Annotated in this window: 28 protein-coding genes and 1 tRNA gene; 6 read left to right on the top strand and 23 right to left on the bottom strand. The window is 60.6% G+C overall.

Translation table 11 applies throughout. From position 1 onward, the window contains the following. The first annotated feature begins 27 nt into the window (after positions 1-27). The 5 genes from N005_RS10740 (at position 28) to N005_RS10760 (ending at position 4946) form a co-directional block, all read left to right on the top strand. Positions 28-897, top strand: a complete 870-nt coding sequence (locus N005_RS10740) for a copper resistance protein B (protein ID WP_230165596.1) — start codon at positions 28-30, stop codon at positions 895-897. Between the two features lie 57 nt (positions 898-954). Further along, the gene (gene copC, locus N005_RS10745; RefSeq protein ID WP_047701183.1) at positions 955-1341 is read left to right on the top strand and encodes a copper homeostasis periplasmic binding protein CopC; all 387 of its coding nucleotides are present in this window, start codon (positions 955-957) and stop codon (positions 1339-1341) included. Between the two features lies 1 nt (position 1342). After that, a complete protein-coding gene (gene copD / locus N005_RS10750) occupies positions 1343-2269 on the top strand; it encodes a copper homeostasis membrane protein CopD (RefSeq protein ID WP_392397497.1) in 927 nt (308 codons plus the stop codon). A gap of 446 nt (positions 2270-2715) precedes the next feature. Further along, the gene (locus N005_RS10755) at positions 2716-3903 is read left to right on the top strand and encodes a cyanate transporter (protein WP_047701184.1); all 1188 of its coding nucleotides are present in this window, start codon (positions 2716-2718) and stop codon (positions 3901-3903) included. A 131-nt stretch (positions 3904-4034) separates the two neighbouring features. Beyond that, complete coding sequence (locus tag N005_RS10760) at positions 4035-4946, top strand: DMT family transporter (RefSeq protein ID WP_047701185.1); 912 nt, start codon at positions 4035-4037, stop codon at positions 4944-4946. A 34-nt stretch (positions 4947-4980) separates the two neighbouring features. On the opposite strand, the gene N005_RS10765 is transcribed toward N005_RS10760, so the two are convergent. Genes N005_RS10765 through N005_RS10790 form a run of 6 tightly spaced genes read right to left on the bottom strand, consistent with a single transcriptional unit; the run spans position 4981 to position 11883 of the window. Continuing rightward, positions 4981-6396, bottom strand: coding sequence for an amidase (locus tag N005_RS10765; RefSeq protein ID WP_047701186.1), 1416 nt, complete (start codon positions 6394-6396; stop codon positions 4981-4983). 2 nt (positions 6397-6398) lie between these two features. After that, complete coding sequence (locus tag N005_RS10770) at positions 6399-7739, bottom strand: aspartate aminotransferase family protein (protein WP_047701187.1); 1341 nt, start codon at positions 7737-7739, stop codon at positions 6399-6401. Continuing rightward, entirely contained in the window at positions 7717-8841 is a 1125-nt protein-coding gene (locus tag N005_RS10775) for an aminotransferase class III-fold pyridoxal phosphate-dependent enzyme (protein WP_047701188.1), read from the bottom strand. Before N005_RS10775 ends, N005_RS10770 begins: the two co-directional genes overlap by 23 nt. A gap of 9 nt (positions 8842-8850) precedes the next feature. Further along, positions 8851-9732 (bottom strand): TauD/TfdA family dioxygenase, encoded by an 882-nt coding sequence (locus N005_RS10780; RefSeq protein WP_047701189.1) that lies wholly within the window; start codon positions 9730-9732, stop codon positions 8851-8853. Then, positions 9707-11269 carry an AMP-binding protein gene (locus N005_RS10785; protein ID WP_047701190.1) on the bottom strand — a complete coding sequence of 521 codons (1563 nt, stop codon included), beginning with the start codon at positions 11267-11269 and terminating at the stop codon, positions 9707-9709. The genes N005_RS10780 and N005_RS10785 overlap by 26 nt, the downstream gene beginning before the upstream one ends. Beyond that, on the bottom strand, positions 11266-11883 hold the full coding sequence (locus N005_RS10790) for a thermostable hemolysin (RefSeq protein ID WP_047701191.1): 618 nt from the start codon (positions 11881-11883) through the stop codon (positions 11266-11268). The genes N005_RS10785 and N005_RS10790 overlap by 4 nt, the downstream gene beginning before the upstream one ends. A gap of 169 nt (positions 11884-12052) precedes the next feature. On the opposite strand from N005_RS10790, the gene N005_RS10795 reads away from it, so the two are divergent. Further along, positions 12053-12988, top strand: coding sequence for a LysR family transcriptional regulator (locus N005_RS10795; RefSeq protein ID WP_047701192.1), 936 nt, complete (start codon positions 12053-12055; stop codon positions 12986-12988). A gap of 118 nt (positions 12989-13106) precedes the next feature. Here N005_RS10795 and N005_RS10800 read toward each other — a convergent pair. The 17 genes from N005_RS10800 to N005_RS10880 all read right to left on the bottom strand — a co-directional run bounded on the left by N005_RS10800 (position 13107) and on the right by N005_RS10880 (position 26294). Further along, positions 13107-13182 (bottom strand) — tRNA-Lys (locus N005_RS10800). Between the two features lie 63 nt (positions 13183-13245). Further along, entirely contained in the window at positions 13246-13920 is a 675-nt protein-coding gene (queC, locus tag N005_RS10805; RefSeq protein WP_162843634.1) for a 7-cyano-7-deazaguanine synthase QueC, read from the bottom strand. A 19-nt stretch (positions 13921-13939) separates the two neighbouring features. Next, positions 13940-14587: a 7-carboxy-7-deazaguanine synthase QueE gene (gene queE / locus N005_RS10810; protein ID WP_041021787.1), complete on the bottom strand. Its 648-nt coding sequence runs from the start codon at positions 14585-14587 to the stop codon at positions 13940-13942. Positions 14588-14755: 168 nt separating this feature from the next. Then, positions 14756-15592 carry a tol-pal system protein YbgF gene (ybgF, locus tag N005_RS10815; protein WP_047701194.1) on the bottom strand — a complete coding sequence of 279 codons (837 nt, stop codon included), beginning with the start codon at positions 15590-15592 and terminating at the stop codon, positions 14756-14758. 6 nt (positions 15593-15598) lie between these two features. Next, positions 15599-16099 (bottom strand): peptidoglycan-associated lipoprotein Pal, encoded by a 501-nt coding sequence (gene pal / locus N005_RS10820; protein ID WP_024779460.1) that lies wholly within the window; start codon positions 16097-16099, stop codon positions 15599-15601. A gap of 52 nt (positions 16100-16151) precedes the next feature. Beyond that, on the bottom strand, positions 16152-17453 hold the full coding sequence (gene tolB, locus N005_RS10825) for a Tol-Pal system beta propeller repeat protein TolB (protein ID WP_047701195.1): 1302 nt from the start codon (positions 17451-17453) through the stop codon (positions 16152-16154). After that, a complete protein-coding gene (tolA, locus tag N005_RS10830) occupies positions 17450-18508 on the bottom strand; it encodes a cell envelope integrity protein TolA (protein WP_047701196.1) in 1059 nt (352 codons plus the stop codon). The genes tolB and tolA overlap by 4 nt, the downstream gene beginning before the upstream one ends. Next, positions 18508-18960 carry a protein TolR gene (gene tolR / locus N005_RS10835; protein WP_161796096.1) on the bottom strand — a complete coding sequence of 151 codons (453 nt, stop codon included), beginning with the start codon at positions 18958-18960 and terminating at the stop codon, positions 18508-18510. Before tolR ends, tolA begins: the two co-directional genes overlap by 1 nt. Before the next feature lie 23 nt (positions 18961-18983). After that, the gene (tolQ, locus tag N005_RS10840) at positions 18984-19679 is read right to left on the bottom strand and encodes a protein TolQ (protein ID WP_042728759.1); all 696 of its coding nucleotides are present in this window, start codon (positions 19677-19679) and stop codon (positions 18984-18986) included. Further along, complete coding sequence (gene ybgC, locus N005_RS10845) at positions 19669-20136, bottom strand: tol-pal system-associated acyl-CoA thioesterase (protein WP_047701197.1); 468 nt, start codon at positions 20134-20136, stop codon at positions 19669-19671. Before ybgC ends, tolQ begins: the two co-directional genes overlap by 11 nt. Before the next feature lie 126 nt (positions 20137-20262). Beyond that, on the bottom strand, positions 20263-21324 hold the full coding sequence (gene ruvB / locus N005_RS10850) for a Holliday junction branch migration DNA helicase RuvB (RefSeq protein WP_047701198.1): 1062 nt from the start codon (positions 21322-21324) through the stop codon (positions 20263-20265). Continuing rightward, the gene (gene ruvA, locus N005_RS10855; protein WP_024779454.1) at positions 21325-21933 is read right to left on the bottom strand and encodes a Holliday junction branch migration protein RuvA; all 609 of its coding nucleotides are present in this window, start codon (positions 21931-21933) and stop codon (positions 21325-21327) included. It abuts the gene before it with no gap. Between the two features lie 114 nt (positions 21934-22047). Further along, positions 22048-22572 (bottom strand): crossover junction endodeoxyribonuclease RuvC, encoded by a 525-nt coding sequence (gene ruvC, locus N005_RS10860; RefSeq protein ID WP_024776477.1) that lies wholly within the window; start codon positions 22570-22572, stop codon positions 22048-22050. Positions 22573-22824: 252 nt separating this feature from the next. Further along, the gene (locus N005_RS10865; RefSeq protein ID WP_047701199.1) at positions 22825-23571 is read right to left on the bottom strand and encodes a YebC/PmpR family DNA-binding transcriptional regulator; all 747 of its coding nucleotides are present in this window, start codon (positions 23569-23571) and stop codon (positions 22825-22827) included. 118 nt (positions 23572-23689) lie between these two features. After that, positions 23690-25465: an aspartate--tRNA ligase gene (aspS, locus tag N005_RS10870; RefSeq protein ID WP_047701200.1), complete on the bottom strand. Its 1776-nt coding sequence runs from the start codon at positions 25463-25465 to the stop codon at positions 23690-23692. A 75-nt stretch (positions 25466-25540) separates the two neighbouring features. Next, complete coding sequence (locus tag N005_RS10875; protein WP_024776474.1) at positions 25541-25762, bottom strand: FmdB family zinc ribbon protein; 222 nt, start codon at positions 25760-25762, stop codon at positions 25541-25543. Between the two features lie 181 nt (positions 25763-25943). Next, on the bottom strand, positions 25944-26294 hold the full coding sequence (locus tag N005_RS10880) for a ribbon-helix-helix domain-containing protein (RefSeq protein WP_047701201.1): 351 nt from the start codon (positions 26292-26294) through the stop codon (positions 25944-25946). Between the last annotated feature and the right edge of the window lie 246 nt (positions 26295-26540).

The raw sequence follows: 26540 nt of genomic DNA on the forward strand, positions 1-26540 counted from the left end.
CAATCTCCTTTCCTGTCGATGATGATCATGGCCGGCCTGGCACAAGGCATCGCCGCACCCGCCTGGGCCGCCGGCAACGCTATGCCAGGCATGGATCACAGCCAGATGCAGGGCATGGACCATGGCCAGATGCAAGGCATGGATTCGATGCAGGGCATGCAGTCGATGGAGCCGCCCAGGAGCACCAGCCGCACGCCGATCCCCGAGCTGACCGCCGCCGATCGCGCAGCGGTCTATGAGGACCACGGCGGCCATCTGATGAATGACAGCGCGCTCAACTCACTCTTTCTGGTCAATCAGTTGGAATGGCAAGACGCCGACGAAGGCAGCGCACTGAGTTGGGACGCCTCCGGCTGGATCGGCGGCGACATCGACCGGTTGTGGTTGCGCACCGAAGGCGAGCGCACCAACGGCAAGACCGAAGAAGCCGAACTCCAGGCCCTCTGGGGCCACGCCATCAGCCCCTGGTGGGACGTGGTGGCCGGCGTGCGCCAGGACTTCAAGCCGGACGAGCCGCAAACCTGGGCTGCCCTGGGCATCCAGGGCATGGCGCTGTACAACTTCGAAACCCAGGCCACGGCCTACCTCGGTGAGAACGGCCAGAGCGCCATGCGCCTGGAGGGCGACTACGACATCCTGTTGACCAACCGCCTGATCCTGCAACCCACCGCCGAAGCCAACTTCCATGGCAAGAACGATCCGGCACGCGCGGAGGGTTCAGGGTTATCGAACACCGAGCTGGGCCTGCGGCTGCGTTATGAAATCCGTCGCGAATTCGCCCCTTACATCGGCGTCACCTGGAACCGCGTCTATGGCAACACCGCCGACTACGCCCGCGAAGAGGGCGATGACCGTAGCGAGGCGCGCCTGGTCCTGGGCGTGCGCATGTGGTTCTAACGGACTGCGCCCCCTCCCATTTCCCAAAAACTAGAAAATCGTTGTAGGAGTCCTTGCATGTCATTCATCAAAAACGCTGCGATCACCGTCGCGTTATCCACTGCGCTACTGAGCAGCGGCCTGGCCCAGGCACACCCCAAGCTACTGTCCTCTACCCCTGCCGAGGGTACGCAGGGACCGGCTCCGGCGAAGATCGAGCTGCATTTCTCCGAGAACCTGATGACCAAGTTCTCCGGCGCCAAGCTGCTGATGACCGAGATGCCCGGCATGTCGGCCCATTCGCCCATGGCCATGCCGGCCAAGGTGTCGGGCAGCGAAGATCCCAAGACCATGCTCATCATCCCGAACACCCCGCTCACGCCGGGTACCTATCAGGTTCAATGGCGCGCGGTATCGTCCGACACTCACCCGATCACCGGCAACGTCACGTTCAAGGTGAAGTGAGTTGAGCGAGTCGATCGATATAGATCTGATCAACATTGTTCTACGCCTGGCCCTGTATCTGGACCTGATGCTGTCGTTCGGCCTGGCGGCTTTCGGTCTCTATGGTCTTCGAGGTCGGGAACGGGAGTCGGGTGAGGTACTGCCTTTCGCACGGCTCCTGGCGAGCACGGCCATCGTCGGCGTGCTGCTGTCCATCGCCGGCATGCTGTGCATGGCCTGGGCCATGAGCGGCGTGACGGACTGGGCCGATCTGCAGCCGCACGTTGAGATGATGGTGTTGGAGACTGACGTGGGTTCGAGCTGGAGTCTGCGGATCCTGGCACTGATGCTGACCGTTGTCGCCGCGACGCAAAGCAGAAGCAGACCGACCGCCAGCCTGTGGCTGGGCACGCTGGCCGCAGGCGTGGCCCTTGCGACACTGGCGTGGGCCGGCCATGGCGCCATGGACGAAGGCGAACGACGGAGCTGGCACTTCATCACTGACTTTCTGCACCTGTGGGCGGCGGGTGCCTGGGTCGGGGCCTTGGCGGCGTTTGTACTGCTGCTTCGCCAGGCCGAACAGCGCTTGTCAGTACTGTCTCGAACCCTGACCGGTTTCGAAAGAGTCGGGGCGGTGATCGTGCTGATCATCAGCGTGACCGGCGTGATGAATTACCTGTTCATCGTCGGCCCGAGCATCGACGGACTGTTCGACAGCAGCTACGGTCAGCTGCTGACACTTAAACTCGTCCTGTTCGGGGCCATGCTGGTGTTCGCCGCACTGAACCGTTTTCATCTGAGCCCGCAGCTGGAACGGGCCAGGCAAACCGGTGAACACAATATCGCCGTGGGTGCCTTGCGGCGCAGCATGCTGCTCGAGTTTTCAGTGGCAGCGGTCATCCTGGCACTGGTGGCCTGGTTGGGTACATTGAGCCCGGCCATGGAATAGCCTCTGTGGGAGCGAGCCTGCTGGCGATGGCGGTGGGTCAGCTTGCGGCGATGTCGGCTTTGCCGCCGTCATCGCGAGCAGGCTCGCTCCCACAGGGTGTCGCGGTGTCTGCCAATGCTGCTTACAGCCGACTCCAATGTGGGAGCGAGCCTGCTCGCGATGGCTTTGGGTCAGCTTGCGGCGATGTTGACCTTACCGCCGTCATCGCGAGCAGGCTCGCTCCCACAGGGTGTGGCGGTGTCTGCCAATGCTGCTTACAGCCGAATCCAATGTGGGAGCGAGCGTGCTCGCGATGGCTTTGGGTCAACTTGCGGCGATGTTGGCTTTGTCGCCGTCATTACAGGGTTGATGAGCATTTAATCTTTCAATATGCCTGCCCAGTTTTCAGTTTGCCCCTGCCCTCGCTTCCCGGCCTAAATGGCATTTTTATCAGCCAAGGCTTCGTTATGGAAAATGTTCGAACTTCAAGCACCCACGCCGTCTGGCTGATGGTCAGTGTGGTGTTGGTGGCGTTGAACCTGCGACCTTCGATGGCAGCGGTCGGGCCCTTGTTGTCAGCCATTCGCGGCGACGTGCCGTTGAGTTTCAGCACCGCTTCACTGCTCACCATGCTGCCGGTCATGGCGATGGGCCTGGCGATGTTCCTGGGCATGCGCATTGCCCTGCGCATCGGTGAACACCGCACCATCGTGTTGTCGCTGTTGATCATCGGCATCGCCACGGCGTCGCGCCTGTACCTGGACAGCGCCGCCGAGCTGATTGTCAGCGCCGTGGTGGCCGGGGTCGGGATCGCGCTGATTCAGGCGGTAATGCCGGCCCTGATCAAATCGCGATTCAGCGACAACGTCTCGCTGTTCATGGGCCTGTACGTCACTTCGATCATGGGCGGCGCGGCATTGGCGGCATCGTTTTCACCCTTCGTCCTGACCCAGACCGGCAGCTGGCGTATTGGCCTGGCGATCTGGGCGGTATTGGCATTGGTTGCCTTGGGTTGCTGGTACGCCCAACGCTCGGCCGTCACGCCGCTGCCCGACGCTCCGAGCCGGAACAAGGAGTCGTTCTTCGCCAATGGCCGGGCTTGGCTGCTGGCGATTTTCTTTGGCCTGGGCACTGCGTCCTATACCTGCGTGCTGGCCTGGCTGGCGCCGTACTACGTGGAAAAAGGCTGGAGCGAGCAGCACGCGGGCCTGTTGCTGGGGTTCCTGACGGCGATGGAAGTGTTGTCCGGCCTGGTCACTCCGGCCATTGCCAACCGCAGCCAGGATAAGCGCCTGGTGCTGGCTGTCCTGCTGGCCCTGATCATGGCGGGCTTCTGCGGCCTGATCCTCAGCCCGGACCGCTTCAGCCTGCTGTGGCCTTGCCTGCTGGGGCTGGGCATCGGTGGCCTGTTCCCGATGAGCCTGATCGTGTCCCTCGACCACTTGGACAATCCACGCCGGGCCGGTGGCCTGACGGCATTCGTGCAAGGCATCGGCTATCTGATCGCCGGGCTTTCGCCGTTGATTGCCGGAATGATCCGCGATCAGCTGGGCAGCTTCGAATGGGCCTGGTGGTCGCTCACTGCGGTCATGGCGCTGATGATCCTCATGGTCTTGCGCTTCAATCCCAAGCACTACGCGCGGCACATCAGCTAGAGCATTCGTTTGCGTCGTTGAACAAAGGGCCGCAATGAATGCGGCCCTGTCTTTATCCACCCCTAACCATGACGGCCGACGGACTTGCCCATCATGACGTTCCAGTTCTCGAACACAGGAATCAGACCTTGATGAAACACGTCGGTTTTGCAGCCGCTCACTGGGGCATGCTGATCTGGGCGATGCTGATCGCCTCGTCGTTCTTCGCGGCGGCCCAGGTCAGCCACTCGATCGATCCGATTCTGCTCACGGGCTTGCGGCTGCTGTTTTCGGCCTTGCTGTTCCTGCCGCTGTTGCTGCTGAAAAACACCTCGCCGATCACCGCCAGAGGATTGCTGGCCCACGCAGTGCTTGGCCTGTTGCTGGCGACCTATTTTGGTTCGTTGTTCGAGGCGTTGCGTTATACCTCGGCGGTCAATACCGCGACGTTGTACACACTGGTGCCATTGATCACCTTGTTCTTCGAGGTGTTCCTGCTGCCCAGTCCAAACCTCAAGACCCGCTTGCTGCCCATGCTGATCGCGGCGGCCGGTGCGGTGTTGCTGACGCTCAAGGGTGCGGCACCGGGGCAAATGCCCGCGCTTTATCCGGTACTGGTCTTCGGTGTCGGTTGCGTGGCAATGGCGTTGTACTCGCCTCTTAGCCAACGATTCAAGGCCAAGGCGCTCGAGGGTCGGGATCCGGTGGCGATGACCTTCTGGAACATGCTGTTCGGTTCGCTGTTCCTGCTGGTGTTCTGCCTGTTCAGTGGCGGCTGGCGCAGCGGCCAACAGTTGTCGCTGCCGGATATCGGCTGGCTGGTGTACCTGGCCCTGTTCGGTACCCTCGCCACGTTCTGGCTGTTGCACCGGGCCATCGGCGTGATCGCACCGTCCACGGTCATTTCCTATGTGTATCTCAACACCCTGTTCGTGACGCTGCTCAACTGGTTCTGGCTCAGGCAACAACCGATGGCGCTCGAGATCATCGGTGCCGGATTGGTAGGCGTGGGGATGCTGGCGCTGGTAATTTCAAGCCGTAACGCCAGAACCGCTACGGCTTGAAATCACCCCAGGCTTTGTACGTTGGCGCGACCCACTAGTAGGCCGACGCCGAACGAGGTGCAACCGGGCTCCAGCGTTCCAGCTCCCGTTCCAGGAAAGCCGCTACCGCCAGCAACCGCTCTTCCTGCCAGTGGGGCCCGACAATCTGAATGCCGATGGGCATCCCGGTGGCCGCGTCGGTGCCGGCGCGGATCACCACCGCCGGCGAACCGCTGAGACTGAACGGGAATACGAAGGCATAGCGGTTGCGATCCTCCAGGGACTCGCCATGACGGAACGCAACGTCAGGAAACACCGGGCAGATGAACAGATCGTGTTGCTTGAAGAACTTCGCCAGCTGATAGCGGAATGTGTCGATCGCGATCCAGTCACGCTTGACCTCATCCACGGTCAACTCAGTCGCTTCACTCATGTCCAGCAACCGCGCGATGGCCGGGGTGAACCGACGCTTGTTCATCGACTCGAACAACTGTCGCCAGCCTCTCCCTCCGTCGGCGCCGGTGATGAACACCCGCCACAGCACATCACAGGCCTCCTCGAGCATCGGCGGCACCACCGGACTCACCTGCGCCACCACCTGGCCCAGGCACCGTTCGACCTGTTGCAACACCTCGCTCACCGCCGTGCTGACGGGCGTGCGGTCCGACTCCGAAAACAGTGCGACCCGCAGGCTGGCCAGCGGCTCACTGGCGACAAACGGCACGTCGACGGTATCCGGATCCTGCCCGTCGGCACCGCTGATCAGCGGCCCGAGCAGCGCCAGGTCATCGACATAGCGTCCCATCACGCCGAAAGCCGAAGTCATGTGGAACAACCCGGACCGGTCGTTGGGAAACTGACCGGTCAACGGCACCCGGCCCTGGGTCAGTTTCAAGCCGCAAATGCCGTTGAAGTGCGCGGGTATCCGCACGCTGCCGCAGGCATCGGAGGCCAGCCCGGCGGGCGAGCATCCGGCGGCGATTGCGGCCGCTTCACCGCCACTGCTGCCACCGGCGGAGCGTTGCAAGTCATGGGGGTTGAGCGTGCGGCCATAGATCAGGTTTTCGGTCTCGAAGGCCATGCACAGTTCAGGCACATTGCTGATGCCCAGGATGATCGCCCCGGCCTGCCGAAGCCGGGCGACGGCCGTCGCGTCCTGCTGGCTGACGTCGCCCAGCATCTCCTCCAACCCCCGGGACATCCGGAATCCCTGGACGTGGAGGACATCCTTGATGGTGATGGGAATACCGTGCAGCGGACCACTGATCTGGCCGATGCGCGCCATCTCGTCCGCTTCGCGGGCCTGGCGCCGCAGTTCCTCCACCGGCGCCAGTTGGATCAATGCGTTGATCTGCCGGTTACGCTCGGCGATCCGCTGCAGGTAGAACTCCAGCAACGTGACGCTGGTCAGCACGCCACGTCGCAACAGACCGGCCATTTCCCGCAGGGTCAGCGAGTCGGGATTGAACATGCTCACGATGCCTCCTTGCTGCGCAACCATTTATTGGGCAACTGGTACATGTTGCGCACCACCAGGGAGAACGCCTTGACCGCCAACTTCGGGCGCCGGTTGATGGCTTCGAGGGCCTCTTCGATCATCGTCAGGATATGGCGCAACGCATCGGGCGAGATGTTCAGCGGCGGATAGAAGCGCAGCACAGGGCGCTCGGCCTTTTCATTCATCGAATGACCAGCATGAATGCCGCGTTTGCTCAGCTCCATGCTCATCAGGGCCTCATAGACCGACCCGCGCAAACGCAACCCCGTCATCAGGCCCACGCCCGGTACGTCCTCGATGATCTGCGGATAACGCAGCGCCAGGCGTTGTAGACCATGGCGCAGCAGACCGCCGTTGACCCGCGACTGCTCCACCAGGTTGTTCTGCTCGATGTAATCGATGGCCGCCAGCGCCGAGGCGCACGCCACCGGGTGCCCGCCATTGGTGCGGGTATCGGGCTCGATTTCACTGAGTGGGTATTGGGTCGCCAGACGCTGGCTGTACATGGCGCAGGCGAACGAGGTGTAGCCGCCGGTCAGGCCCTTGGAGAGGATCATGATGTCGGGCACCACGTCGTCATATTGCACGGCGAACCATTTGCCGCAGCGACCGAACCCGGTCTGGATCTCATCCGCCACCAACAGGGTGCCGGTGGCATCGCACAAGGCCCGCAGATTGGCCATGTAACCCACCGGCGGCACCTGCAGGTGCGCGCCGCCCAGGATCGGTTCGACATACACCGCACATACGCCCTCGCCGACGGCCTTTTGCAGGGCCGCAAAATCACCGTAGGGCACATGGGTCACGTCGGGCGCTGCGATGCCATAGCTGCTGTGATTCTGGCGTTGCCCCAGGATGCTCATCGCCGCCAGGGTCTTGCCATGGTAGGAACCGCTCATCACCACGATCCCACGCCGGTGCGGCTGGATGCGCAACGCATAGCGCAGGCTCTGCTCGATGGCCTCGGCCCCCGAGACCATGTATTGCACGTCCCCCCACTCCCCCGGTACCAACTGGCACAGACGCTCGGTCAATTTGTCCTGGAGCGGATGGCGCCGGCCTTCCGGTACCCAGGCCATCTGGTTCAGTTGTGCCTGCACCTGCTCGCGGACCATCGGGTTGCGGTGGCCGACGATAAACACGCCGTAGCTGCACGCGCAGTCGATGAAGCGTTTGCCGGTGTGGTCGGTGACGTGAATGCCATCGGCCTGTTGCTCGACGCTGGTCTTGCCCAGGCGATAGAGCTTGGCCGCCGAGGCGCTCCAGTACCGCTGGCAATCATCCAGCAGTTGTTCATGCGGCCTGAGTAAGGACATGGCTTAAAGTCTCCTTGATGATGTTGGCGGCACGTTGGATATGTTCGGGGCGCGCGGTGATCGGGCAGCGCAAGATCAATTCGCGGCCACGGGGCGCACTGACGTAGATGCCTTGCAGGTAAAGCGCCTCGCACAGCACGCTCGGCTGCAGGTCGTCGGCCAGTGGCAGGCTGACCCAGCCGCCCTCGGCCACGGCACCGAACGACGCCAGGGTCTGCGCCAATCGCTGGCCGTTTTCCAGGCATTGCCGGGGCGAGTCGTGGGCCTGCACGTAATCCAGCGCGGCCAGCGCGGCCACGCAAGCCATCGGATTGCCGGCGGTGGTGCTGCCATGCTTGGCCGGGCTGCTGCGTCCATAGACCTGCCAGGCCATGCGCTCGCTGCAGGTATAGGTGCCGATGGGAATCGCACTGCCCCCCAACGCGCCACCGAGCACGACAATGTCCGGGACACAGCGATAACGCTGGAAGCCGAACAGCGAACCCAGGCTGCCGAGGCAGGTCTGGGTGTCGACCGCGATCACCGGCACCGAAGCTTGCGCCGCACGGGCATGCAAGCGCTCGACCAGGGCCGGCTCGAGCAATTGCAATCGACCGCTCGCATCGAGGCGGGTACTGCTATGGCAGACCGCGAAGCAATCATTCCAGTCCACCGAATCCAGGTCCGCGAGATGACGAATCGCCACGCGCTTGAAGCCCAGGAAACCTTGCACGTCGAGGTCGCCCTGCGCGGCGTTGAGGCAACGCCCGTAGGACAGCGAGCCGTAATCACCACCCTGGATATACACGATGGTGTTGCCCTTCGGCTTGAGCCCCTTGCATAACTTCAAGGCGCCCTCGAACGCTTCGTCGCCGGAACTGCACACATAGGAACTGACCAGCGGCTCAGGCAGCAGCTCGGCCAGGCGGCGGCACAAGGCAATCAGCGGTTCAGACATCAGTACCCGGTTGGACAGGCCCATGATCTGCGCCTGGCGAGTGACCGCCTCGATCACCGCTGGCACCTGGAAGCCAAACCCGCCGGTCAGGTCGATGATCTGCCGACCATCGCCGTCGAGGTACGTCTCGTACTGCCCGCCAATAATGTATTTATCGTTGTTCATGGATCCCTCTCAGCGATAGCTCAGGGCGTTGAAAATGCGTCGACGCTCATCGACGATGGTTTCACGACCGTGCATGACCCGACGGTTATCGATCATCACCACGTCGTGGTCACGCCAACCCACCGGAACGGTGTACTGGGCGGAGACTTCGGCGATTTCGGCGAGGAACTCGGCGGGAATCACCTGGCCGCCCACCGTATCGATCACCGGCGCCTCGTAGTTGAACGAAGGTCCCAGGATGCTGTTGGCAAACGCCGGGCGCTGGCTGAAGGCCGAAGTGAGGATCGCCGACGTGTTGAAGGCGTAGTGCATCGAATCATCGGCCGGGTTGAAGGAAATCTGCGTCTGCGGGTCATCGCCAATGATCTGCAACAGATCTTCGATGACCACGTCTGCCGGGTTCGACAGGGTCGGCGAATAATGGCAAACCAGCCGACGCCACTTTTCCCCCGCCACGGTGCGGCTGTAGCGAATAGGGTTGTTTTCGAAGAAACTGCGGCAACCCGGAGACAGCCGCGCCAGCACTTTCTCACCGTCGCAGATCGTGGTTTGCGAACCCTTGCGCGGCGCTTCCTGGCAATAGAACCAGGTCATGTCCGGCCAGAACGGCGAATTGCCGTTTTCGCAATGCAGGCCGACCGCCTGATGCCCGGCATCCACCAACTGCGCCGCACCACCGACCATGACCCGCGCCGGATCCAGGCTCAGCCGGGAACTGTTTTGCTTGACGTAGGCGCTGAACGCCTCGGCGCTGTGGATGCAGTTGCGGAACAGCACGACACCGTAGTGTCCCAGCAGCTCGTACAACTCGGCCTTGCCCAGGCTGGCGAAGTGGTGCGACTCGACGATGGAGACGTCGGGGTTTTCAAAGTGAAAGGCAGGTGTGCTCATTGAATGCGTTCCCTTGCAGAGTGGAAAAAACAGTGGCGATGTCGGCACGTTTCGGTCGGCCGGTGACGGTGTAGAGCTGCTCGATCAACGGATCGTCCTTGTTCAACAACCAGAGCCGGTTCGGTCGTTCGATGTCGGAGAAACGGCCGGTCGACCAGGTCACCAGTTCATCGCTGGCCGGCGTCGACTCGACACACAGCAACGCCACGAGGCCGTGTTGCTCGTCGAAGAACACCGCGGCGTCGTTCACGCCCGGGTACTTGCGGTACTCCAGCTCGACCTGCTCGGGGCTGACATTGCGGCCGTTGGGCAGGCAGATCACGTTCTTCTTGCGGCCGTGCACATAGAGGTAGCCGTCTTCGTCGAGCATCCCCAGGTCGCCGGTGTCCATCCAGCCATCGCCAGACATGGAGCACGCGCTGGGGTCGGTCCCGGAGTAACCGCTGAACAGCGAGCTGCTCTTGACCTCGATGGTCTGGTCGGCGCCGATCCGCACCTGGACATGGGGCAGCGGTTTGCCGACACTGCCCAGGCGCTGCTCTTCGAAGGTGTTCATGCTGACCACCGAGGCGTTCTCCGACAGTCCGTAGCCCTGGTACACCTCGATGCCTTGCTCGGCCAGAGCGTGCAGGGCATCGATACTCACCGCTGCGCCGCCGCAGGTGATATGAGCCCCGGACTTCAGGTAACTCGCCAGCCGATCTCCCGCCTCGCCGCCATCGTTCAATTGTTCGAGGAAGCGATTGATCATGACCGGCGGTACCGTCAGCGCCGTCGGCTGGACCTGCAGGATCCAGTCGACCAGACGCTGCGGCGACGCCCCGGGCTCGCCGAGCAATGCTTCGCTCGGCGGCAGGAAATGCACGGTCCCACCGGCCAGGAGCGGCAGGTACGCGGCGGTCACCTGTTCGAGCAGCAGGCTCAACGGCACCAGCGACAGATATCGACGATGGGCATTGACCGGCATGCGTTCGCGCAGCGACGCCAGTACCGCGCCAACCGCCTGATTGCTCAGACGCACGCCTTTCGGCCGGCTGGTGGTACCCGAGGTGTGAATGATCTTGCAGATCCAGTCGCCCTCGCCGTCCGGAGTGTGCAACAGGGGCTGTTCGATCACCGGTTCGCCGAGACGGCGCAGACGGCTGTCGGGGAAATTCAGCTTCCAGCGCTGTGCCAGTGTCCGTTGCCCTGCGGCATCCACCAGGAATCCGTCGCAACGCTCGGCCAGGTGCTCGGCCTGGGATTGACTGAACGCCAGTGGCAACGGCAGCGCGGTAATCCCGGCAAACAGACAGGCCAGGTCGGCTACCAGCCAGTCACTGCTATTGCGCGTCGCAATCCCCAGCACCACTTGATCGCCATGGGCCGGCGTTGCGAAACGCCGTTGCAGCTCCGCAGCCAGATTAAGCGCCCGGTGCTCCAATTCGCCGTAGGTCAGCACCACGGACTCGGTGCCCGACGTCCAGTCAACCGCGCAAACCGCCTGGCGATTGCCCTGCAGCGCCTGTTTCAACTGATTGATGAAACCACCGCTCATGGTTGTGCCCTCGCCAAGAATTCACCGGGCAACTGGGTGAACGAGGTATTCAGCGTCGTGGCGGCGAACCGTGAACGCTTCGGATCGACCCGGATGAAACCGGTCACCGGTTTCTTGGCGTAATAGGTTCCCCAATTCTTGCCGCCATCATCGGCCAGACGAGTGGGGTCAGCGGTCAACAGCGGTTCGAAATCGATCTGGCAACTTTCCATCATTTGCCGGACCCGAGGTGTAACGGTGCACAACAGGTAATGCCCGCCCATGCACCAGGACAACAACGGAATCATATTAACGAGAATCATTCCCGCTGTTAGGTGATGGGAGATCAGATTGCCGATCTCGACAATGTTCGAACGCTCGATGGTCTTCTCGAAACGTTGAGACAGGATCTCCTCAATCGGTTGTGTCAGGTATTGTTCGGAAAAGAGAATGCGGTGGTCCGCAAAAGTAATACCGGCACACGCAAGTATGCGATCTTCCTGATCCTGAGTAACTGCAAAGTATTGCGGATTCGGTTCTACCGAGGCCGCATAAGAACTTCGAAACTTGTCTTTTACTACTTCAGTGGCCTGTACCCATAATGGCGTTTTAGTTTCCGCGACTCGTATTTGCATTTCGTCCTCCTCCGTCCCTGTGCAGGATGTCTTAAAAGCGAGGCGAGCATATTTAAGAAAATTCCTACAAGCCATTTAAAAAATAAATTGCTTCCGCTAATATATAAATAAACGTCTTTGTCATAAAAATCAGAGACGCTAGCCCATGGATTGCGCCAAGAAGGATCTTATGCTCAATAGTAATTTGCTTAGAAAGCTGGACATGCAGGACTTGATGGTGTTCGTCGCGGTGTACGAGCAGAGCAGCGTCACCGAGGTCTCCGAGGCCCTCTGCGTCAGCCAGTCAACCGTGAGCTACTGCTTGAAGAAGCTGCGCACCAGCTTCGAAGATGAATTATTCATTAATACCCGCAGTGGCATGCGCCCGACCAATAAAGCCACTGCGATGTACAGTCATATCGTCAAGATTCTTCAAGCCATTAATATTTGCCATTCAGGTATCCAGAGCTTCGACCCCACGCAAAAAGAAATAACATTCAATATCTGCGCGCCGGAATACTTTGAATTATTGATCCTGCCCAAGTTGGTCAAGCGTTTTATTGGCAGTCAATTCCCGGTGATCATCAATATAACTAAATTTCACAAGGATATTCCCGTCGAGGAGCTGACGGACGGCCGTTTTGATCTAGTGGTTTGTTTCGGCCCGAACTTTCATCGCAGTGCCAAAGGCTTGCGCTCGCAAGTATTACTGGAAGATGAATTGGTCTGCGTAGTCGATAGGAACGTCGACTTGCCGGACGAGGCCCTCAGCCTGGACACATTCGTGGCGTGCCAGCATGTGTTCCCGACCCCATGGACATCCGACACCAACATGATCGACGGTTGGCTGGCCCGACAGGGCTATAGCCGGCAGATCGTCGCCCGGGCCAACAGCTATGTGGCCGCCCTCAATATGGTCACCGGGACCGACTTCGTGCTGACCCTGCCCCGACGCATTCAGGCACTGACCTGTGATGAGGCCAAATTCAGCCATCGCAAGCCACCGACCGGGTTACCGAACTTTACGCTGGATATGATGTGGAGTGAGAAAACGGGCCAGGACAACGCCAACGTCTGGTTTCGCGAACAGATCGTGAAGGTCTGCGCCGAAGACGGCTTGCTCTGAGCCGCCCGGGAACCACGCGCATCTTCGCGTGGTTCCCGGCCAGGGAGTTCCTACGGACAAAAAAAAATCTGGAAATCCTCACTTTCGTGGGCCTTCCAGACTTTTAAAACAGCAAAAATGGTGGGTCGTGTGGGATTCGAACCTACGACCAATTGGTTAAAAGCCAACTGCTCTACCAACTGAGCTAACGACCCGCTGTGTGGTGGCGCGTATAATACTGATTTCTAAGGACTATTCAACACCTAATTTGAAATAAATCAAAAATAAGGGGTTGGATCGCTCACGCCCGCCGCAGCGAAGCCTTCGGCACGCAGGCGGCAGCTATCGCATTTGCCACAGGCGCGGCCCTGATCGTCGGCCTGGTAACAGGAAACGGTCAGTCCATAATTCACGCCAAGCTTCACACCGGCCCTGACGATATCGGCCTTGCTGAGATTCTGCAGCGGCGCCTGGATGCGGAAGCCTTGCCCTTCCACACCGGCCTTGGTCGCCAGATTGGCCATGCGCTCGAAAGCTTCGACGAACTCGGGACGGCAGTCCGGGTAGCCGGAATAATCCACTGCGTTGACGCCGATGAAAATGTCACGGGCTTCCAGCACCTCGGCCCACCCCAGGGCCAGGGACAGGAATACCGTGTTACGCGCCGGCACGTAGGTTACCGGTATGCCTTCACTCGGAGCTTCGGGTACGTCGATGGTGCTGTCGGTCAAGGCCGAACCACCGATGCCGTTGAGGTTCAGGCCGATCACCTTGTGCTCCACCACACCAAGGTCCCGCGCCACTCGCTCGGCAGCGTGCAGTTCAGCGCGGTGACGCTGCCCGTAATCGAAACTCATGGTGTAGCAGCGGTAACCTTCGGCACGGGCCATGGCTACGACCGTGGCCGAATCCAGGCCGCCGGACAACAGGATGACCGCTCGTTTTTCTGCAATGTTCGTCTGCTCAGTCATATCAGCGCCCCGGCTCGTCGTTCCAAAGATATTTGTGCAGCTGCAATTGCAGGCGCACCGGCAGGTTATCCGCCACCACCCAGTCCGCCAGATCCCGCGCGTTCAAATCGTGATGACTTGGCGACACCAGAACCTCACCGGCTCGCTTGTCCAGACCGTACTGGATCAGCTTGGAAACGGCCCAGTCGTAATCCTCCCGGGAACAGATAACGAACTTGACCTGATCGTTGGGCGTCAGCAGTTCGATGTTCTCGTAACGGTTACGATGCGCTTCCTTGGAGCCTGGGGTTTTCAGGTCCACGACGCGACTGACGCGTGGGTCGACGGCCGAGATATCCAGGGCGCCGCTGGTTTCCAGCGAAACTTCATAGCCGGCATCACACAACTGCTTAAGCAAGGGAATGGCATTGGGTTGAGCCAGTGGCTCGCCACCAGTGACACAAACGTAGCGCGGGCGATAGCCGGCCACTTGCTCAAGGATGTCGTCGAGGGTTCGCAAGGTGCCGCCGCTGAAAGCGTAGGCACTGTCGCAGTATTGGCAACGCAACGGGCAACCGGTGAGGCGCACAAATACCGTAGGCAGCCCGGCCGTTCGCGTTTCACCCTGCAACGAGTAAAAAACTTCGGTGATTCTCAATGTGTCTTGCATAGTCGCCACGGGCGTAACAGCTAAACAGGCCGTCCGCCTCCGTCAGGCACTTCAAGGAACCCCGCCATCGCGCAGGCTCCAAAAAGCGTGTTTCAGAAAAAGGGCGTGAATTCTAACGAAAAAACCCGCGACAAGCGCGGGTTTCTTCATTTACAGGCGCAAACCAGCTTACATGCGTTGCAGATCGCGCTGGGCCAACTGGGCGGCAGAGGTACCCGGATACTGGGAGACCACCTGCTGCAGGATGCCCTTGACCTTGTCGGCATGACCAAGGCGGCGCTCTACGTCAGCCAGCTTGTACAGCGAATCAGGCACCTTGGCATGCTTGGGATACAGCTGGGAAACCTTGGCGAATGCCTGGCCGGCACCCTGCAGGTCACCCTTGGCCAGGTTCACTTCACCCAACCAGTATTGCGCATTGCCCGCATACTGGCTGTTTGGGTATTTGCGCAGGAAAGCGGCAAAGGCCTGGCTGGCCTTGTCGAAATCCTTGGCTTTGATCAAGTCGAAGGCAGCGTCGTAATAGAGCTTTTCCTTCGCCGGATCAGCCGGTTCGCCACTGGCGGCAGGAGCTGGAGCGCTTGCTCCGGCAGCCGCGCCTGCGGCAGCGCCAGGGGCGTTCAAGTCGCCACCGGCAGGAGAATTCTCAGGAGTCGCGGCAGGTGCAACACCGCTTCCTATGCGCCGATCAAGATCCTGGTAACGCTCCAGGTTTTCCTGCTTCATGCGCGATACTTCGTTTTGCAGAACTTCAATCGCGCCTTGTTGGCGTGAAAGCTGATCCTGCATTTGCTGCAGTTGGTTGAACAGCTCGCCCTGTGCCGAGACAGGGGCCGAAACCCCTCCCCCGGCATAGGCGCCGTTCGTACCGTAACCTGCAGGCGGATAACTGCTCCCGCTATTGTTATAGCCGGCATCGTTATCGACCACAGGAACCGCAGCCCACACCGCAAGCGGTGCGAGACTGAGAGCCAGAACAGTTACAGCACGACGGCACGTTCGCATGACGAATCAGTTCTTACGCAGTTCGACGCGACGGTTTTGAGCCCAGGACTGCTCGTCGTTGCCGGTAGCAACTGGACGCTCTTCGCCGTAGGAAACCAGTTCCAGCTGAGCTGGGGAAACACCTTGCAGTACCAGGTAGCGTTGAACGGCTTTCGCACGACGCTCGCCCAGTGCCATGTTGTACTCACGAGTACCACGTTCGTCGGTGTTGCCTTCCAGAACAACGCGAGCGCCGTTTGCTTTCAGGTCTTTGGCGTGAACGTCCAGAGCGCGCATGGCTTCTGGCTTCAGGTCCGAGCTGTCGTATTCGAAGTAGAAGGTGGTGATTGCGCGCAGAGCAGCTTCTTCGCTCATGGAGCCGTCAACTGCACCAGTGTTGGCGCCGTAACCAGCGTTCGGATCAACAGCGCCTTCACCGGCGTTGTCGCCGCCTTTGGACGAGCAACCTACAGCTACGGCCATGGCCAGAGCCAGCGCAGCAAATTTACCAAACTTCAGCATTTCCATCGTGAAACTCCTAATGAACCCCAGTGTGTTAAGTAAAACGTATTGCGCCGCGTCAGTTCAGGTAAGGGGACCAGGACGGTTCTCTGACTTCGCCTTGAGCGGTAGGAAGCGGGAGCCTCACGCGTCCATTAATGGACACGAGCATCAAGACTCCCCGGCCCTGCTGGCGGGTGGCGTAGATTACCATGGTGCCGTTGGGCGCAACAGTAGGTGACTCGTCCAGAGTGCTATCAGTGAGGATTTTTACGCTGCCGCGTTGCATATCCTGGGCCGCCACCTTGAAATTGGTGAAACCGTCCTGGCGATGGATCATCACCAGGGTCTTCTCGTCCGCCGACAGTTTAGGGTTGGCGTTGTAGTTACCGACGAAGGTCACGCGCTCGGCACCGCCGCCACCGGCACTGGTCTTGTAGATCTGCGGCTTGCCACCACGGTCGGAGGTGAAGTAGATGGTCGAGCCATCCTTGCCCCAGAACGGTTCGGTGTTGATGCCCGGGCCGTTGGTGACACGGGAGATCGAACGCGAGGCCAGGTTCATCACATAGACGTCCGGGTTACCGTCCTTGGACAGTACGAACGCCAGGCGGTTACCGTCCGGCGACCAGGCTGGCGCGCCGTTCAGGCCTTCGAAGTTGGTGATCTGCTCGCGGCGACCGGTGTCGATGTGCTGCACGAAAATGCGCGGACGCTTCTGCTCGAACGACACATAGGCGATGCGCTTGCCATCGGGGGCGAATCGCGGCGACAGGATCGGCTCGCGCGATTGCAACAGGGTGACCGCACGGGCGCCGTCGTAGTCGGAGCGCTGCAGGGTGTAGCGGGTGTTTTTCTCGGAAAAACGTTCGGCTGTCACGTAGAGCATGCGGGTAGAGAACGCACCCTTGATGCCGGTAAGTTTCTCGAACGACTGGTCGGAGATGTAGTGCGCCATGTCACGCAGCTGGTCAGTGCTGCCCGACACGCTGCCGGTCAACACCTGCTGTTCGGTGGCGACGTTGAACAGGGCATATTGCACCTGCAGGCGGCCGCCGGCCGGAACGATGCTGCCGACCATGATGTACTGGGCGCCCAGGGCCTTCCAGTCACGGTAGATGACTTCGCTGGCCTGGGTGGGCAGGCTGATCATGTTCTGCTTCGGAATCGGCGCGTAATAACCCGAGTTGCGCAGGTCGTTGCCGATGATTTCCGCCATGTCGTCCGGCAGCACGCTTCCGCCCTGCCAGCCGAACGGTACGACGGCGATCGGGGTCGCCCGATCGCTGCCGCTGGTGACCAGAATGTTCTTTTCCTCTGCCACCGCTATCCCTGCCAGGCAGCAGATAACGACAAGCATTCCTCGAAGAAGGTTTCTCACAAGGCTAGATCCTCAGGTGTGAATGTCATCTTGAATGAACGATAGGGAGCGAAATCGCTCGACTTCATTCCTTGCATTTCCGTCAATCGTCCAATGTTCTTGACCGCTGCAACCGCCGAAGCATCGAAAGGTCCGTCGCCGCTGGACTTGGCCACGCTGACCGAAGCCACCGTACCGTCCGGCAACATGCCGATCTGCAATACCACCGTCATGCCTTGGCGCGCCGAAGGCGGACGAGCCCAGCCCTCTGCCGCCCGGGCACGAATCAGATCATCGAAGCTACCGGCGACTTCATCGCCCTGCTCATCGGCCAAGGCCTGCTGGCGCTGCGGCGTGTCGGAAAGCAGATCCGCCAAGGCCTGGGCCTTCTTCTCTTCGGCAGATTTGCGCGCTGCGTCCTGGGCCTTTTTCTTGGCGGCGTCGGCGGCGGCTTTCTTCTTCGCCTCTTCGGCGACTTTCTTTTTCGCCTCGTCAGCTTCAGCTTTCTTCTTGGCGTCTTCGGCCGCTTTTTTCTTCGCGTCCTCGACAATCTTCTTCTTGGCCTCTTCGGCGGCCGCTTTCTTGGCCTCTTCCTCAGCGGCTTTCTTGGCTTCCTCTTCGGCTTTCTTCTTGGCTATATCAGCCAATTGTTTCTCTTCTGCCTTCTTGGCCTCGGCTTTTTTCGCTTCATCGGCTTTCTTGGCCTCGTCAGCTTTTTTCGCCTCGTCGGCCTTCTTCGCTTCTTCGGCCTTTTGAGCGGCTTCCTCTTTCTTTTGTTCCGCTGCCTTTATCGCTTCCTGCTCGACCTTCTTCTGCTCCATCTGCTCGACTTCAGTCTGTCGCGCAGCGGATTTCTTCGCTTCACCGGCCAGCTTCTGGTTGGTCTGCGTGGTGGCCTGGCTCTTGGACTTGAGCTGGTAAAGGGTCGCCTGCACGATCGGCTTGGCCGGCGGCAGTTCCGGTGTCATGGCAAAACTGACGAACAACATGCCGAACACCAGCACGTGCAGGCCGATTGCCAGGACGCTGGGCCAGAAGTAGCTTTCCGAGGCGGACGGCTCTCGCTGTTGCTGCATCAGGGGGCCTCGGTGATCAAGCCAACATTACCGACCCCGGCTTTCTGCAGACCGCCCATCGCGCCCATCACGGCACCGTAGTCGACGGTCTTGTCACCGCGAATGAAGACCTGGGTGCGTTTGCCGGCATCGTTGCCGACACGAATGATCTTGGTCACCGCATCGGTCATCTGGGGCAGGGTCATGGCCCGGTCCTGTTGCTTCTCGGTATCGACTTCGCTGCCAAGGTTCCAGTAGTAGGTCTTGTCAGCCTTGATCGAAATGGTCAGGACCTGGGTGTTGTTGTCCTGCGGCAAGGCTTCGCTGGAAACCTTGGGCAGATCGACCTTCACGCCCTGATTGAGCATCGGCGCGGTCACCATGAAGATGACCAGCAGCACCAGCATCACGTCGATGTAGGGCACCACGTTCATCTCGGCAACCGGCTTGCGCTTGTTTCGGGCTCGAGCGATTAAAGCCATCGGGAAATACCTGCTTATTCTTCGCTGGTGTGCACTTTGCGGTGCAGGATCGCCTGGAATTCATCGGCGAAGGTGTAGTAACGGCCGATCAGCGTCTCGCTGCGGGCAGCGAAGCGGTTGTAGGCGATAACGGCCGGGATCGCCGCGAACAGGCCAATGGCGGTGGCGACCAGCGCCTCGGCGATACCCGGGGCCACGGTGGCCAGGGTTGCCTGCTGGGCGGAGGCCAGGCCACGGAAGGAGTTCATGATCCCCCACACGGTACCGAACAGGCCGATGTACGGGCTGACCGAACCGACGGTGGCCAGGAACGGCAGGCTCTGCTCGAGCTTTTCTTCTTCCCGGGAAATGGCGACGCGCATGGCACGGGCCACACCTTCCATTACCGCTTCAGGGTCGACGCCCGGCTGCTGGCGCAAACGGGAGAACTCCTTGAAACCAGCACGGAAGATCTGCTCCACGCCCGAATCCGGATCCGGGTTGCTGCCCGCCTGGCGGTACAGCTTGGACAGGTCGATACCCGACCAGAAGCGCTCTTCAAAGCTCTCCAGGGCACGGCGACCGGCGCGCAGCAGGTTGCTGCGCTGAAAAATCATGATCCATGAGGTCACCGATGCGGCTACCAGGGTCAGCATTACCAGTTGCACCACGACGCTGGCATTGCTGACCAGGCTCCACATGGAGGTATGGTCGACGACGTTAGCTTCCACGCTTTATCTCCTGCTCTGAGTGTGTACCCGCGCCGCTCACGCCGGCAAAGGCCGCACGTAGAGCTTCGGGAATGGCCCGGGGTTTCAAACTATGGGTGCGCACACAGGCCACCAAAAACTGCCCTTCACAGAGCAGCGTATTATCCGTAGCCCGCCTGACCTGCTGCTTGAAGCGCAGGCTGACACGGTTCAATTCGATGACATCGGCACTTACCAGAAGCTCGTCGTCCAGTCGCGCCGGCGCGTGGTAACGCGCTTCGCTGGAATGCACGACGAATAACAGGTCCTCTCCTGCCAGCGCGGATTGGGCGAAACCCAGTTCCCGCAGCCGTTCGGTTCGAGCCCGTTCCATAAACTTGAGGTAATTGACGTAGTAAACGATGCCGCCGGCATCGGTGTCCTCGTAATAAACGCGACAGCGATGTGCGAACGACTCCAGCCCGTTTTGCGCGCGCATACTCTAGTGCTTACTCCTCGGGTTGCCAATCGGCGGCAACTGTTTTTTCATTCTCGAGTGCATAGACGCTCCGGACGTCGTCTGGGACAGCACAATCCGGAAAAAAGTCGCTGCATGAAAAGTCGTTCAATCGTCCACGGCATCGAGGAATTCGTCTACCACCGGCATCTCGCCCATTCGTGTCGGGATGTTTAAGCCGAAATGCAGGTAAGCATGGCGCGTCACCACTCGCCCGCGGGGGGTGCGCATGATGTAGCCCTGTTGGATCAGGTACGGCTCCAGTACATCCTCGATGGTATGGCGCTCCTCGCTGATGGCCGCGGCCAGGCTGTCCACGCCCACCGGACCGCCGTCGAACTTCTCGATCATGGTCAGCAGCAGGCGCCGGTCCTGATAGTCGAAGCCACGCTCGTCGATGTCCAGCAGGTTCAACGCCAGGTCGGCAATCGACTTGGTGATGTGACCCTTGGCCCGGACCTCGGCGAAATCCCGGACCCGGCGCAGCAGCCGGTTGGCGATCCGCGGCGTACCCCGGGCCCGACGCGCCACTTCATAGGCACCCTCCGGGTCCAGCGGCAATCCGAGGATGCCCGCGGAGCGGCTGACGATCGTGGCCAGGTCCGCATTGCTGTAGAACTCCAGGCGCTGGACGATGCCGAAACGGTCGCGCAACGGGTTGGTGAGCATGCCGGCACGGGTGGTGGCACCCACCAGGGTGAAGGGTGGCAGGTCCAGCTTGATGGAACGCGCGGCCGGGCCCTCGCCGATCATGATGTCGAGCTGGAAATCTTCCATGGCCGGGTACAGCACTTCCTCGACGATCGGCGACAGCCGATGGATTTCGTCGATGAACAACACGTCGTGGGGCTCGAGATTGGTCAACAACGCCGCCAGGTCGCCCGGACGCTCAAGAACCGGACCGGATGTGCTCTTGATCGACACGCCCATTTCCTGGGCAATGATATTGGCCAGGGTGGTCTTGCCCAGGCCCGGCGGGCCGAAGATCAAGGTGTGGTCCAGCGACTCGCTACGTCCCCGGGCCGCCTGGATGAACAACTCCATCTGCTCGCGCACGGTCGGTTGGCCGATGTAGTCGGCCAGGCTGACAGGGCGAATCGCACGGTCCTGGACTTCCTCGCGGTCACGGGGCGCACCCGTGGCAGCGATCAGACGGTCAGCTTCAATCACTTAGATCATTCCCTTCAGGGCACGACGAATCATGTCTTCAGTACTCAAGCCTTTTTCCTTGATGGCGGAAATCGCCTTGCTGGCTTCCTGCGGCTTATAGCCCAGGGAGATCAGCGCAGTGACCGCGTCGTTCTCGGCACTGGCCGCTGGCACCGGTGCATCAGGCTGGTTCGGCACCAGCGCGAACATGGCCGGCACCGCTTCCCAGGCCTTGAAGCGATCCTTGAGCTCCACCAGCAGGCGTTCGGCGGTTTTCTTGCCGACACCTGGCACTTTGGTCAGGGCCGACGTGTCCTGGGATTGCACGCAACGCACCAGCTCGTCGACTTCCAGACTGGACATCAAGGCCAGGGCCAGTTTCGGCCCCACACCATTGAGACGGATCAACTCACGGAAAAAGTCTCGCTCGCGCTTGCCGACGAAACCATAGAGTAACTGCGCATCCTCGCGCACGACCAAATGGGTGTGCAACGTCAGCGGTTCACCGACCGACGGCAAGCGATACAGCGTGGTCATGGGCACTTCCAGCTCATAGCCCAGGCCATTTACATCCAGAATCAGGTGCGGCGGCTGTTTTTCAGCCAGGGTACCGCGCAAGCGTCCAATCACGTTTCAGATCCTTGGGCGTTGACCAGCCGCTGGCTGGCGAATAACGGCCCGGGCATGAAGGCCGACGACACAGGCGCAACAGGCTCGGGCTCATGAATAAGAGCGCTGATGCTATCAGAGACGCAGGCGCCCGCCACGACTGCGTGCGGTTCCCAGACCATGAGGCAACAGGCTGGAGCGGGTATGGGCATGGCAAATGGCGATGGCCAAGGCGTCGGAGGCGTCAATCTGCGGCTTGCTGACCAGCTTCAACAGGTGCATCACCATCATTTGCACCTGCTCCTTGTTTGCCGCGCCCGTTCCGACGACCGCCTGCTTGACCTGGGTCGCGGTGTACTCGGCGATCTCCAGGCTTTCCTCGGCGCCGGCAACAATCGCCGCTCCCCGGGCCTGCCCCAGTTTCAAGGCGGAATCGGCGTTGCGCGCCATGAAGACCTTTTCGATACCCATGGTGACCGGGCCGTAGGTCTGGATGACTTCGCGCACGCCGCGATAAACGATCTGCAGGCGCTCATGCAACTCACCTGCCCCGGTGCGGATGCAGCCGGACGCGACGTAAACACAGCCGCGCCCGGTGTCGCGAACCACGCCGTAGCCGGTAATGCGCGAGCCGGGGTCGATGCCAAGGATTAAAGTCATAACGCCTGCGAAGAGTAATGCGGTTGCAAGAGGATACAGCAAGGGCTTGACCCGGTGCTGGTCACGCACGGTAGGTAAAGTCGAACAATATCCTGTGGCGAGGGGATTTATCCCCGCTGGGCTGCGTAGCAGTCCCCAATAGTCAACTCAATTTGTCTGATGCACCGAGCTGCCGGATTTGGGGTCGCTTTGCGACCCAGCGGGGATAAATCCCCTCGCCACAGGGCTCCGCTTAACTGATCACACTGAGCGTCAGCCCAGCTGTTCAGCCACCGACTCCGGGATATCGGCATTGGAATAAACGTTTTGCACGTCATCCAGGTCTTCGAGCATGTCGATCAGCTTGAGCACCTTCTCGGCACCCTCGAGGTCCAGTTCGGCGCTGGTGGTCGGCTGCATGACGATTTCCGCGTCTGCCGGCTTGAACCCGGCCGCTTCCAGGGCGTTGCGTACGGCATAAAAGGTGGCGAACGACGTGAAGACGTCGAACGAGCCGTCTTCATGGCTGACCACGTCATCGGCATCGGCCTCCAGGGCCGCTTCCGTCAGGGCATCTTCATCGAGGCCCGGCGCGAAGCTGATCTGTCCCTTGCGCTCGAACAGATAAGCCACCGAACCGTCGGTACCAAGGTTGCCACCGCACTTGCTGAAGGCATGACGCACGGCCGCCGCGGTACGGTTGCGATTGTCGGTCATGCATTCGACCATCACCGCCACGCCGCCCGGACCATAACCTTCGTAGGTCAGCTCCTCAACGTTGTCGGCCTCGGTCGCACCAGCGCCACGGGCAATCGCCCGGTCGATGATGTCGCGGCTCATGTTGGCACCGAGTGCCTTGTCCAAGGCGAGGCGCAGACGCGGATTGGACCCCGGATCGCCGCCACCCTGGCGGGCCGCGACCGTCAGCTCACGGATCCACTTGGTAAAGATCTTGCCCCTCTTGGCATCCTGACGTTCTTTGCGGTGCTTGATGTTCGCCCACTTGGAATGACCTGCCATAACTCGCTCCGGTTCTTCTTGAAACGTTGCCCGCCCCGCGCTCGCGCGGTGGCAGGCAAGCAGAAATATCGACACCAACGAAAAGGCGCATCCGAAGATGCGCCTTCAGGTGTCAGCCTTACTCAGCCTTTGGCTGTTCACGCAGGCGGATGTGCAGTTCGCGCAGCGCCTTGGCATCCACCGCACCCGGGGCCTGGGTCATGACATCGGCCGCGCTCTGGGTTTTCGGGAATGCGATCACTTCACGGATCGACTGGGCGCCGGTCATCAGCATCACCAGGCGATCCAGGCCGAAGGCCAGGCCACCGTGGGGTGGTGCGCCGAACTTCAGGGCGTCGAGCAGGAAGCCGAATTTCTCTTCCTGTTCCGCTTCGTCGATGCCCAGCAGACGGAACACCGCCTGTTGCATCTCCTTGCGGTGGATACGGATCGAACCGCCACCCAGCTCGGTGCCGTTCAGGACCATGTCGTAGGCGCGGGACAGAGCGGTAGCCGGGTTGGCCTCCAGCTCTTGCGGCGTGCATTTCGGCGCGGTGAACGGGTGATGCAGGGCGGTGAAGCTGCCATCGTCGTTCTCTTCGAACATCGGGAAGTCAACGACCCACAACGGCGCCCATTCGCAAGTCAGCAGCTCCAGGTCGTGGCCAACCTTGATCCGCAACGCACCCAGGGCTTCGCTGACGATCTTGGCCTTGTCGGCGCCGAAGAACACGATGTCGCCGTCGACCGCGCCGACGCGATCGAGGATCACGTTGAGGTTGGCTTCAGGGATGTTCTTGACGATCGGCGATTGCAGGCCTTCGACGCCTTTGGCGCGCTCGTTGACCTTGATGTACGCCAGGCCCTTGGCACCGTAGATGCCGACGAACTTGGTGTAGTCGTCGATCTTGCTGCGCGGCATGCTCGCCGCACCCGGTACACGCAAGGCGGCTACGCGGCATTTCGGATCGTTGGCCGGACCGCTGAAAACCTTGAACTCGACGTCCTTGAGCTGGTCGGCCACGTCCACCAGTTCCAGCGGGATACGCAGGTCCGGCTTGTCGGAACCGTAGCGGCGCATGGCCTCGTCCCAGGTCATGTGCGGGAAATCACCGAATTCCAAGCCCAGCACTTCCTTGAACAGGTTGCGGATCATGCCTTCGGTCAGGCCCATGATGTCTTTTTCGTCGAGGAAGCTGGTCTCGATGTCGATCTGAGTGAACTCAGGCTGACGGTCGGCACGCAGGTCTTCGTCGCGGAAGCACTTGGCGATCTGGTAGTAACGGTCGAAGCCGGCCACCATCAGCAGTTGCTTGAACAGCTGCGGCGATTGCGGCAGGGCGAAGAAGCTGCCGGGGTGGGTACGGCTCGGCACCAGGTAGTCGCGGGCGCCTTCCGGCGTGGCACGGGTCAGGATCGGCGTCTCGACGTCGAGGAAGCCGTTCTCGTCCAGGTAGCGACGGATGCTGGTGGTCATGCGCGAACGCAGGCGCAGCTTCTCGGCCATTTCCGGACGACGCAGGTCGATGAAGCGATAGCGCAGGCGGGTTTCTTCGCCCACGTCGGAAAATTCGTTGAGCGGGAACGGCGGGGTTTCCGCTTCGTTGAGCACTTCCAGCTCATGACCCAGCACTTCGATCATGCCGGACGCCATGTTGGCATTGCCGGCACCGGCCGGACGCAAGCGCACCTTGCCGGTGATCTTGACCACGTATTCGCTGCGCACGCGGTCGGCGGTGGCGAAGGTTTCAGCACGGTCCGGATCGAACACTACCTGGGCCAGGCCTTCACGATCACGGATATCGAGGAAAATCACCCCGCCATGGTCACGGCGACGATGGACCCATCCGCAAAGAGTAACTTCCTGACCTTCCAGGCTTTCGTTCAGTTGGCCGCAATAATGGCTGCGCATCATGGTAGTGGTTTCACTTCTCGTAATTCGACATTCGGTTGGAGGCCCTGCCCATGCAAGAACCCGCGCGTATTCATCTCAGTCAGCTTTGTCGCCACCGGCGAGGTTCTTCTTCGCACCGGTCTTGAAGTCGGTTTCATACCAGCCTGTACCGCCGAGGCGGAACCCCGGCATGGACAGCATTTTTTTCAGTTCCGGCGCCTGGCAGGCAGGGCAGTCGACCAGCGGTGCTTCGCTGATCTTTTGGATGGCTTCCATCTGATGACCACAGGAAGCACATTGATAGTCGTACATCGGCATGGGTTGTCTCGGCGATCAGGTTAATCGCGCAAAAGCTGGGCTTTGCGGCAAAGAGCGGGATTATATCCATTAAATGCAGCCTGTGCAGCCGTAGGGGCGTTCTCCATTCGTTTCCATGGGAAGGGAAAATGAATCTCGAAGCCCCCCAGGGCTGCCCAGGGCACCTACCGGTCCGGTCGAGTCACTGCGGGGCCCCACGCCAGTGATGCGCCACGACGTCCAAGCCGGCCTCCTTCAAACTGTGCACCACGCAGACAACCCGCACCAGGCCGCTGAAATTGCGGACCCCGCCATGGCGCAGGTGCACCTCCCTGTCGACATGGGACAACAGGGCATTGATGGAACAGTTGTTGAGCTGGGCCATGTCGCCGAGAATCTCCCAATAGACCCGCTCCAGCCGAAGACAGGTGGCGAACCCATTCAAACGGATGGATCGGGACAAGGGTCGGGCCAGCTGCATATCGAACCCACTGACAAACGGGTCGATCTCGATGGACTGCGCACCCTCCCTTGGCTCTTTTCCTTGAATCATACCGTCGACACTCCTTTGCCATACGAACCTCTCAGTCAGGACAACCAATCTGGTGCCCTATGGAAGCTCAACGGCGTCGCCAGATCCAGATGACTTTTTGACCGGCAACGTAGGACAAGCCAACAGCAGATAGACGATGAATTACATCGTCCTACACACGATGGGTGATCCAACAGCAGGCACACGACTGATCGTAAAGCCCGAAACAAGCAAACCAACGGCTGCATATGCGGGCGATGATGCCAT

It is taken from the genome of Pseudomonas mediterranea CFBP 5447, assembly GCF_000774145.1.
GTDB classification, from domain to species: Bacteria; Pseudomonadota; Gammaproteobacteria; order Pseudomonadales; family Pseudomonadaceae; genus Aquipseudomonas; species Aquipseudomonas mediterranea.

What these genes read in the sequence shown, in the direction of transcription:
- N005_RS10780 (WP_047701189.1), bottom strand. Translation starts at nt 9,732, where the DNA reads ATGAGCACACCTGCCTTTCACTTTGAAAACCCCGACGTCTCCATCGTC.
- ybgC (WP_047701197.1), bottom strand. Translation starts at nt 20,136, where the DNA reads ATGCGCGCGCAAAACGGGCTGGAGTCGTTCGCACATCGCTGTCGCGTT.
- pal (WP_024779460.1), bottom strand. Translation starts at nt 16,099, where the DNA reads ATGGAAATGCTGAAGTTTGGTAAATTTGCTGCGCTGGCTCTGGCCATG.
- N005_RS10755 (WP_047701184.1), top strand. Translation starts at nt 2,716, where the DNA reads ATGGAAAATGTTCGAACTTCAAGCACCCACGCCGTCTGGCTGATGGTC.
- N005_RS10795 (WP_047701192.1), top strand. Translation starts at nt 12,053, where the DNA reads ATGCTCAATAGTAATTTGCTTAGAAAGCTGGACATGCAGGACTTGATG.
- N005_RS10760 (WP_047701185.1), top strand. Translation starts at nt 4,035, where the DNA reads ATGAAACACGTCGGTTTTGCAGCCGCTCACTGGGGCATGCTGATCTGG.
- ruvC (WP_024776477.1), bottom strand. Translation starts at nt 22,572, where the DNA reads ATGACTTTAATCCTTGGCATCGACCCCGGCTCGCGCATTACCGGCTAC.
- N005_RS10785 (WP_047701190.1), bottom strand. Translation starts at nt 11,269, where the DNA reads ATGAGCGGTGGTTTCATCAATCAGTTGAAACAGGCGCTGCAGGGCAAT.
- tolA (WP_047701196.1), bottom strand. Translation starts at nt 18,508, where the DNA reads ATGCAGCAACAGCGAGAGCCGTCCGCCTCGGAAAGCTACTTCTGGCCC.
- aspS (WP_047701200.1), bottom strand. Translation starts at nt 25,465, where the DNA reads ATGATGCGCAGCCATTATTGCGGCCAACTGAACGAAAGCCTGGAAGGT.
- N005_RS10790 (WP_047701191.1), bottom strand. Translation starts at nt 11,883, where the DNA reads ATGCAAATACGAGTCGCGGAAACTAAAACGCCATTATGGGTACAGGCC.
- ybgF (WP_047701194.1), bottom strand. Translation starts at nt 15,592, where the DNA reads ATGCGAACGTGCCGTCGTGCTGTAACTGTTCTGGCTCTCAGTCTCGCA.
- N005_RS10875 (WP_024776474.1), bottom strand. Translation starts at nt 25,762, where the DNA reads ATGCCGATGTACGACTATCAATGTGCTTCCTGTGGTCATCAGATGGAA.
- queE (WP_041021787.1), bottom strand. Translation starts at nt 14,587, where the DNA reads ATGCAAGACACATTGAGAATCACCGAAGTTTTTTACTCGTTGCAGGGT.
- N005_RS10880 (WP_047701201.1), bottom strand. Translation starts at nt 26,294, where the DNA reads ATGATTCAAGGAAAAGAGCCAAGGGAGGGTGCGCAGTCCATCGAGATC.
- N005_RS10740 (WP_230165596.1), top strand. Translation starts at nt 28, where the DNA reads ATGGCCGGCCTGGCACAAGGCATCGCCGCACCCGCCTGGGCCGCCGGC.
- N005_RS10770 (WP_047701187.1), bottom strand. Translation starts at nt 7,739, where the DNA reads ATGTCCTTACTCAGGCCGCATGAACAACTGCTGGATGATTGCCAGCGG.
- copC (WP_047701183.1), top strand. Translation starts at nt 955, where the DNA reads ATGTCATTCATCAAAAACGCTGCGATCACCGTCGCGTTATCCACTGCG.
- N005_RS10865 (WP_047701199.1), bottom strand. Translation starts at nt 23,571, where the DNA reads ATGGCAGGTCATTCCAAGTGGGCGAACATCAAGCACCGCAAAGAACGT.
- N005_RS10775 (WP_047701188.1), bottom strand. Translation starts at nt 8,841, where the DNA reads ATGAACAACGATAAATACATTATTGGCGGGCAGTACGAGACGTACCTC.
- N005_RS10765 (WP_047701186.1), bottom strand. Translation starts at nt 6,396, where the DNA reads ATGTTCAATCCCGACTCGCTGACCCTGCGGGAAATGGCCGGTCTGTTG.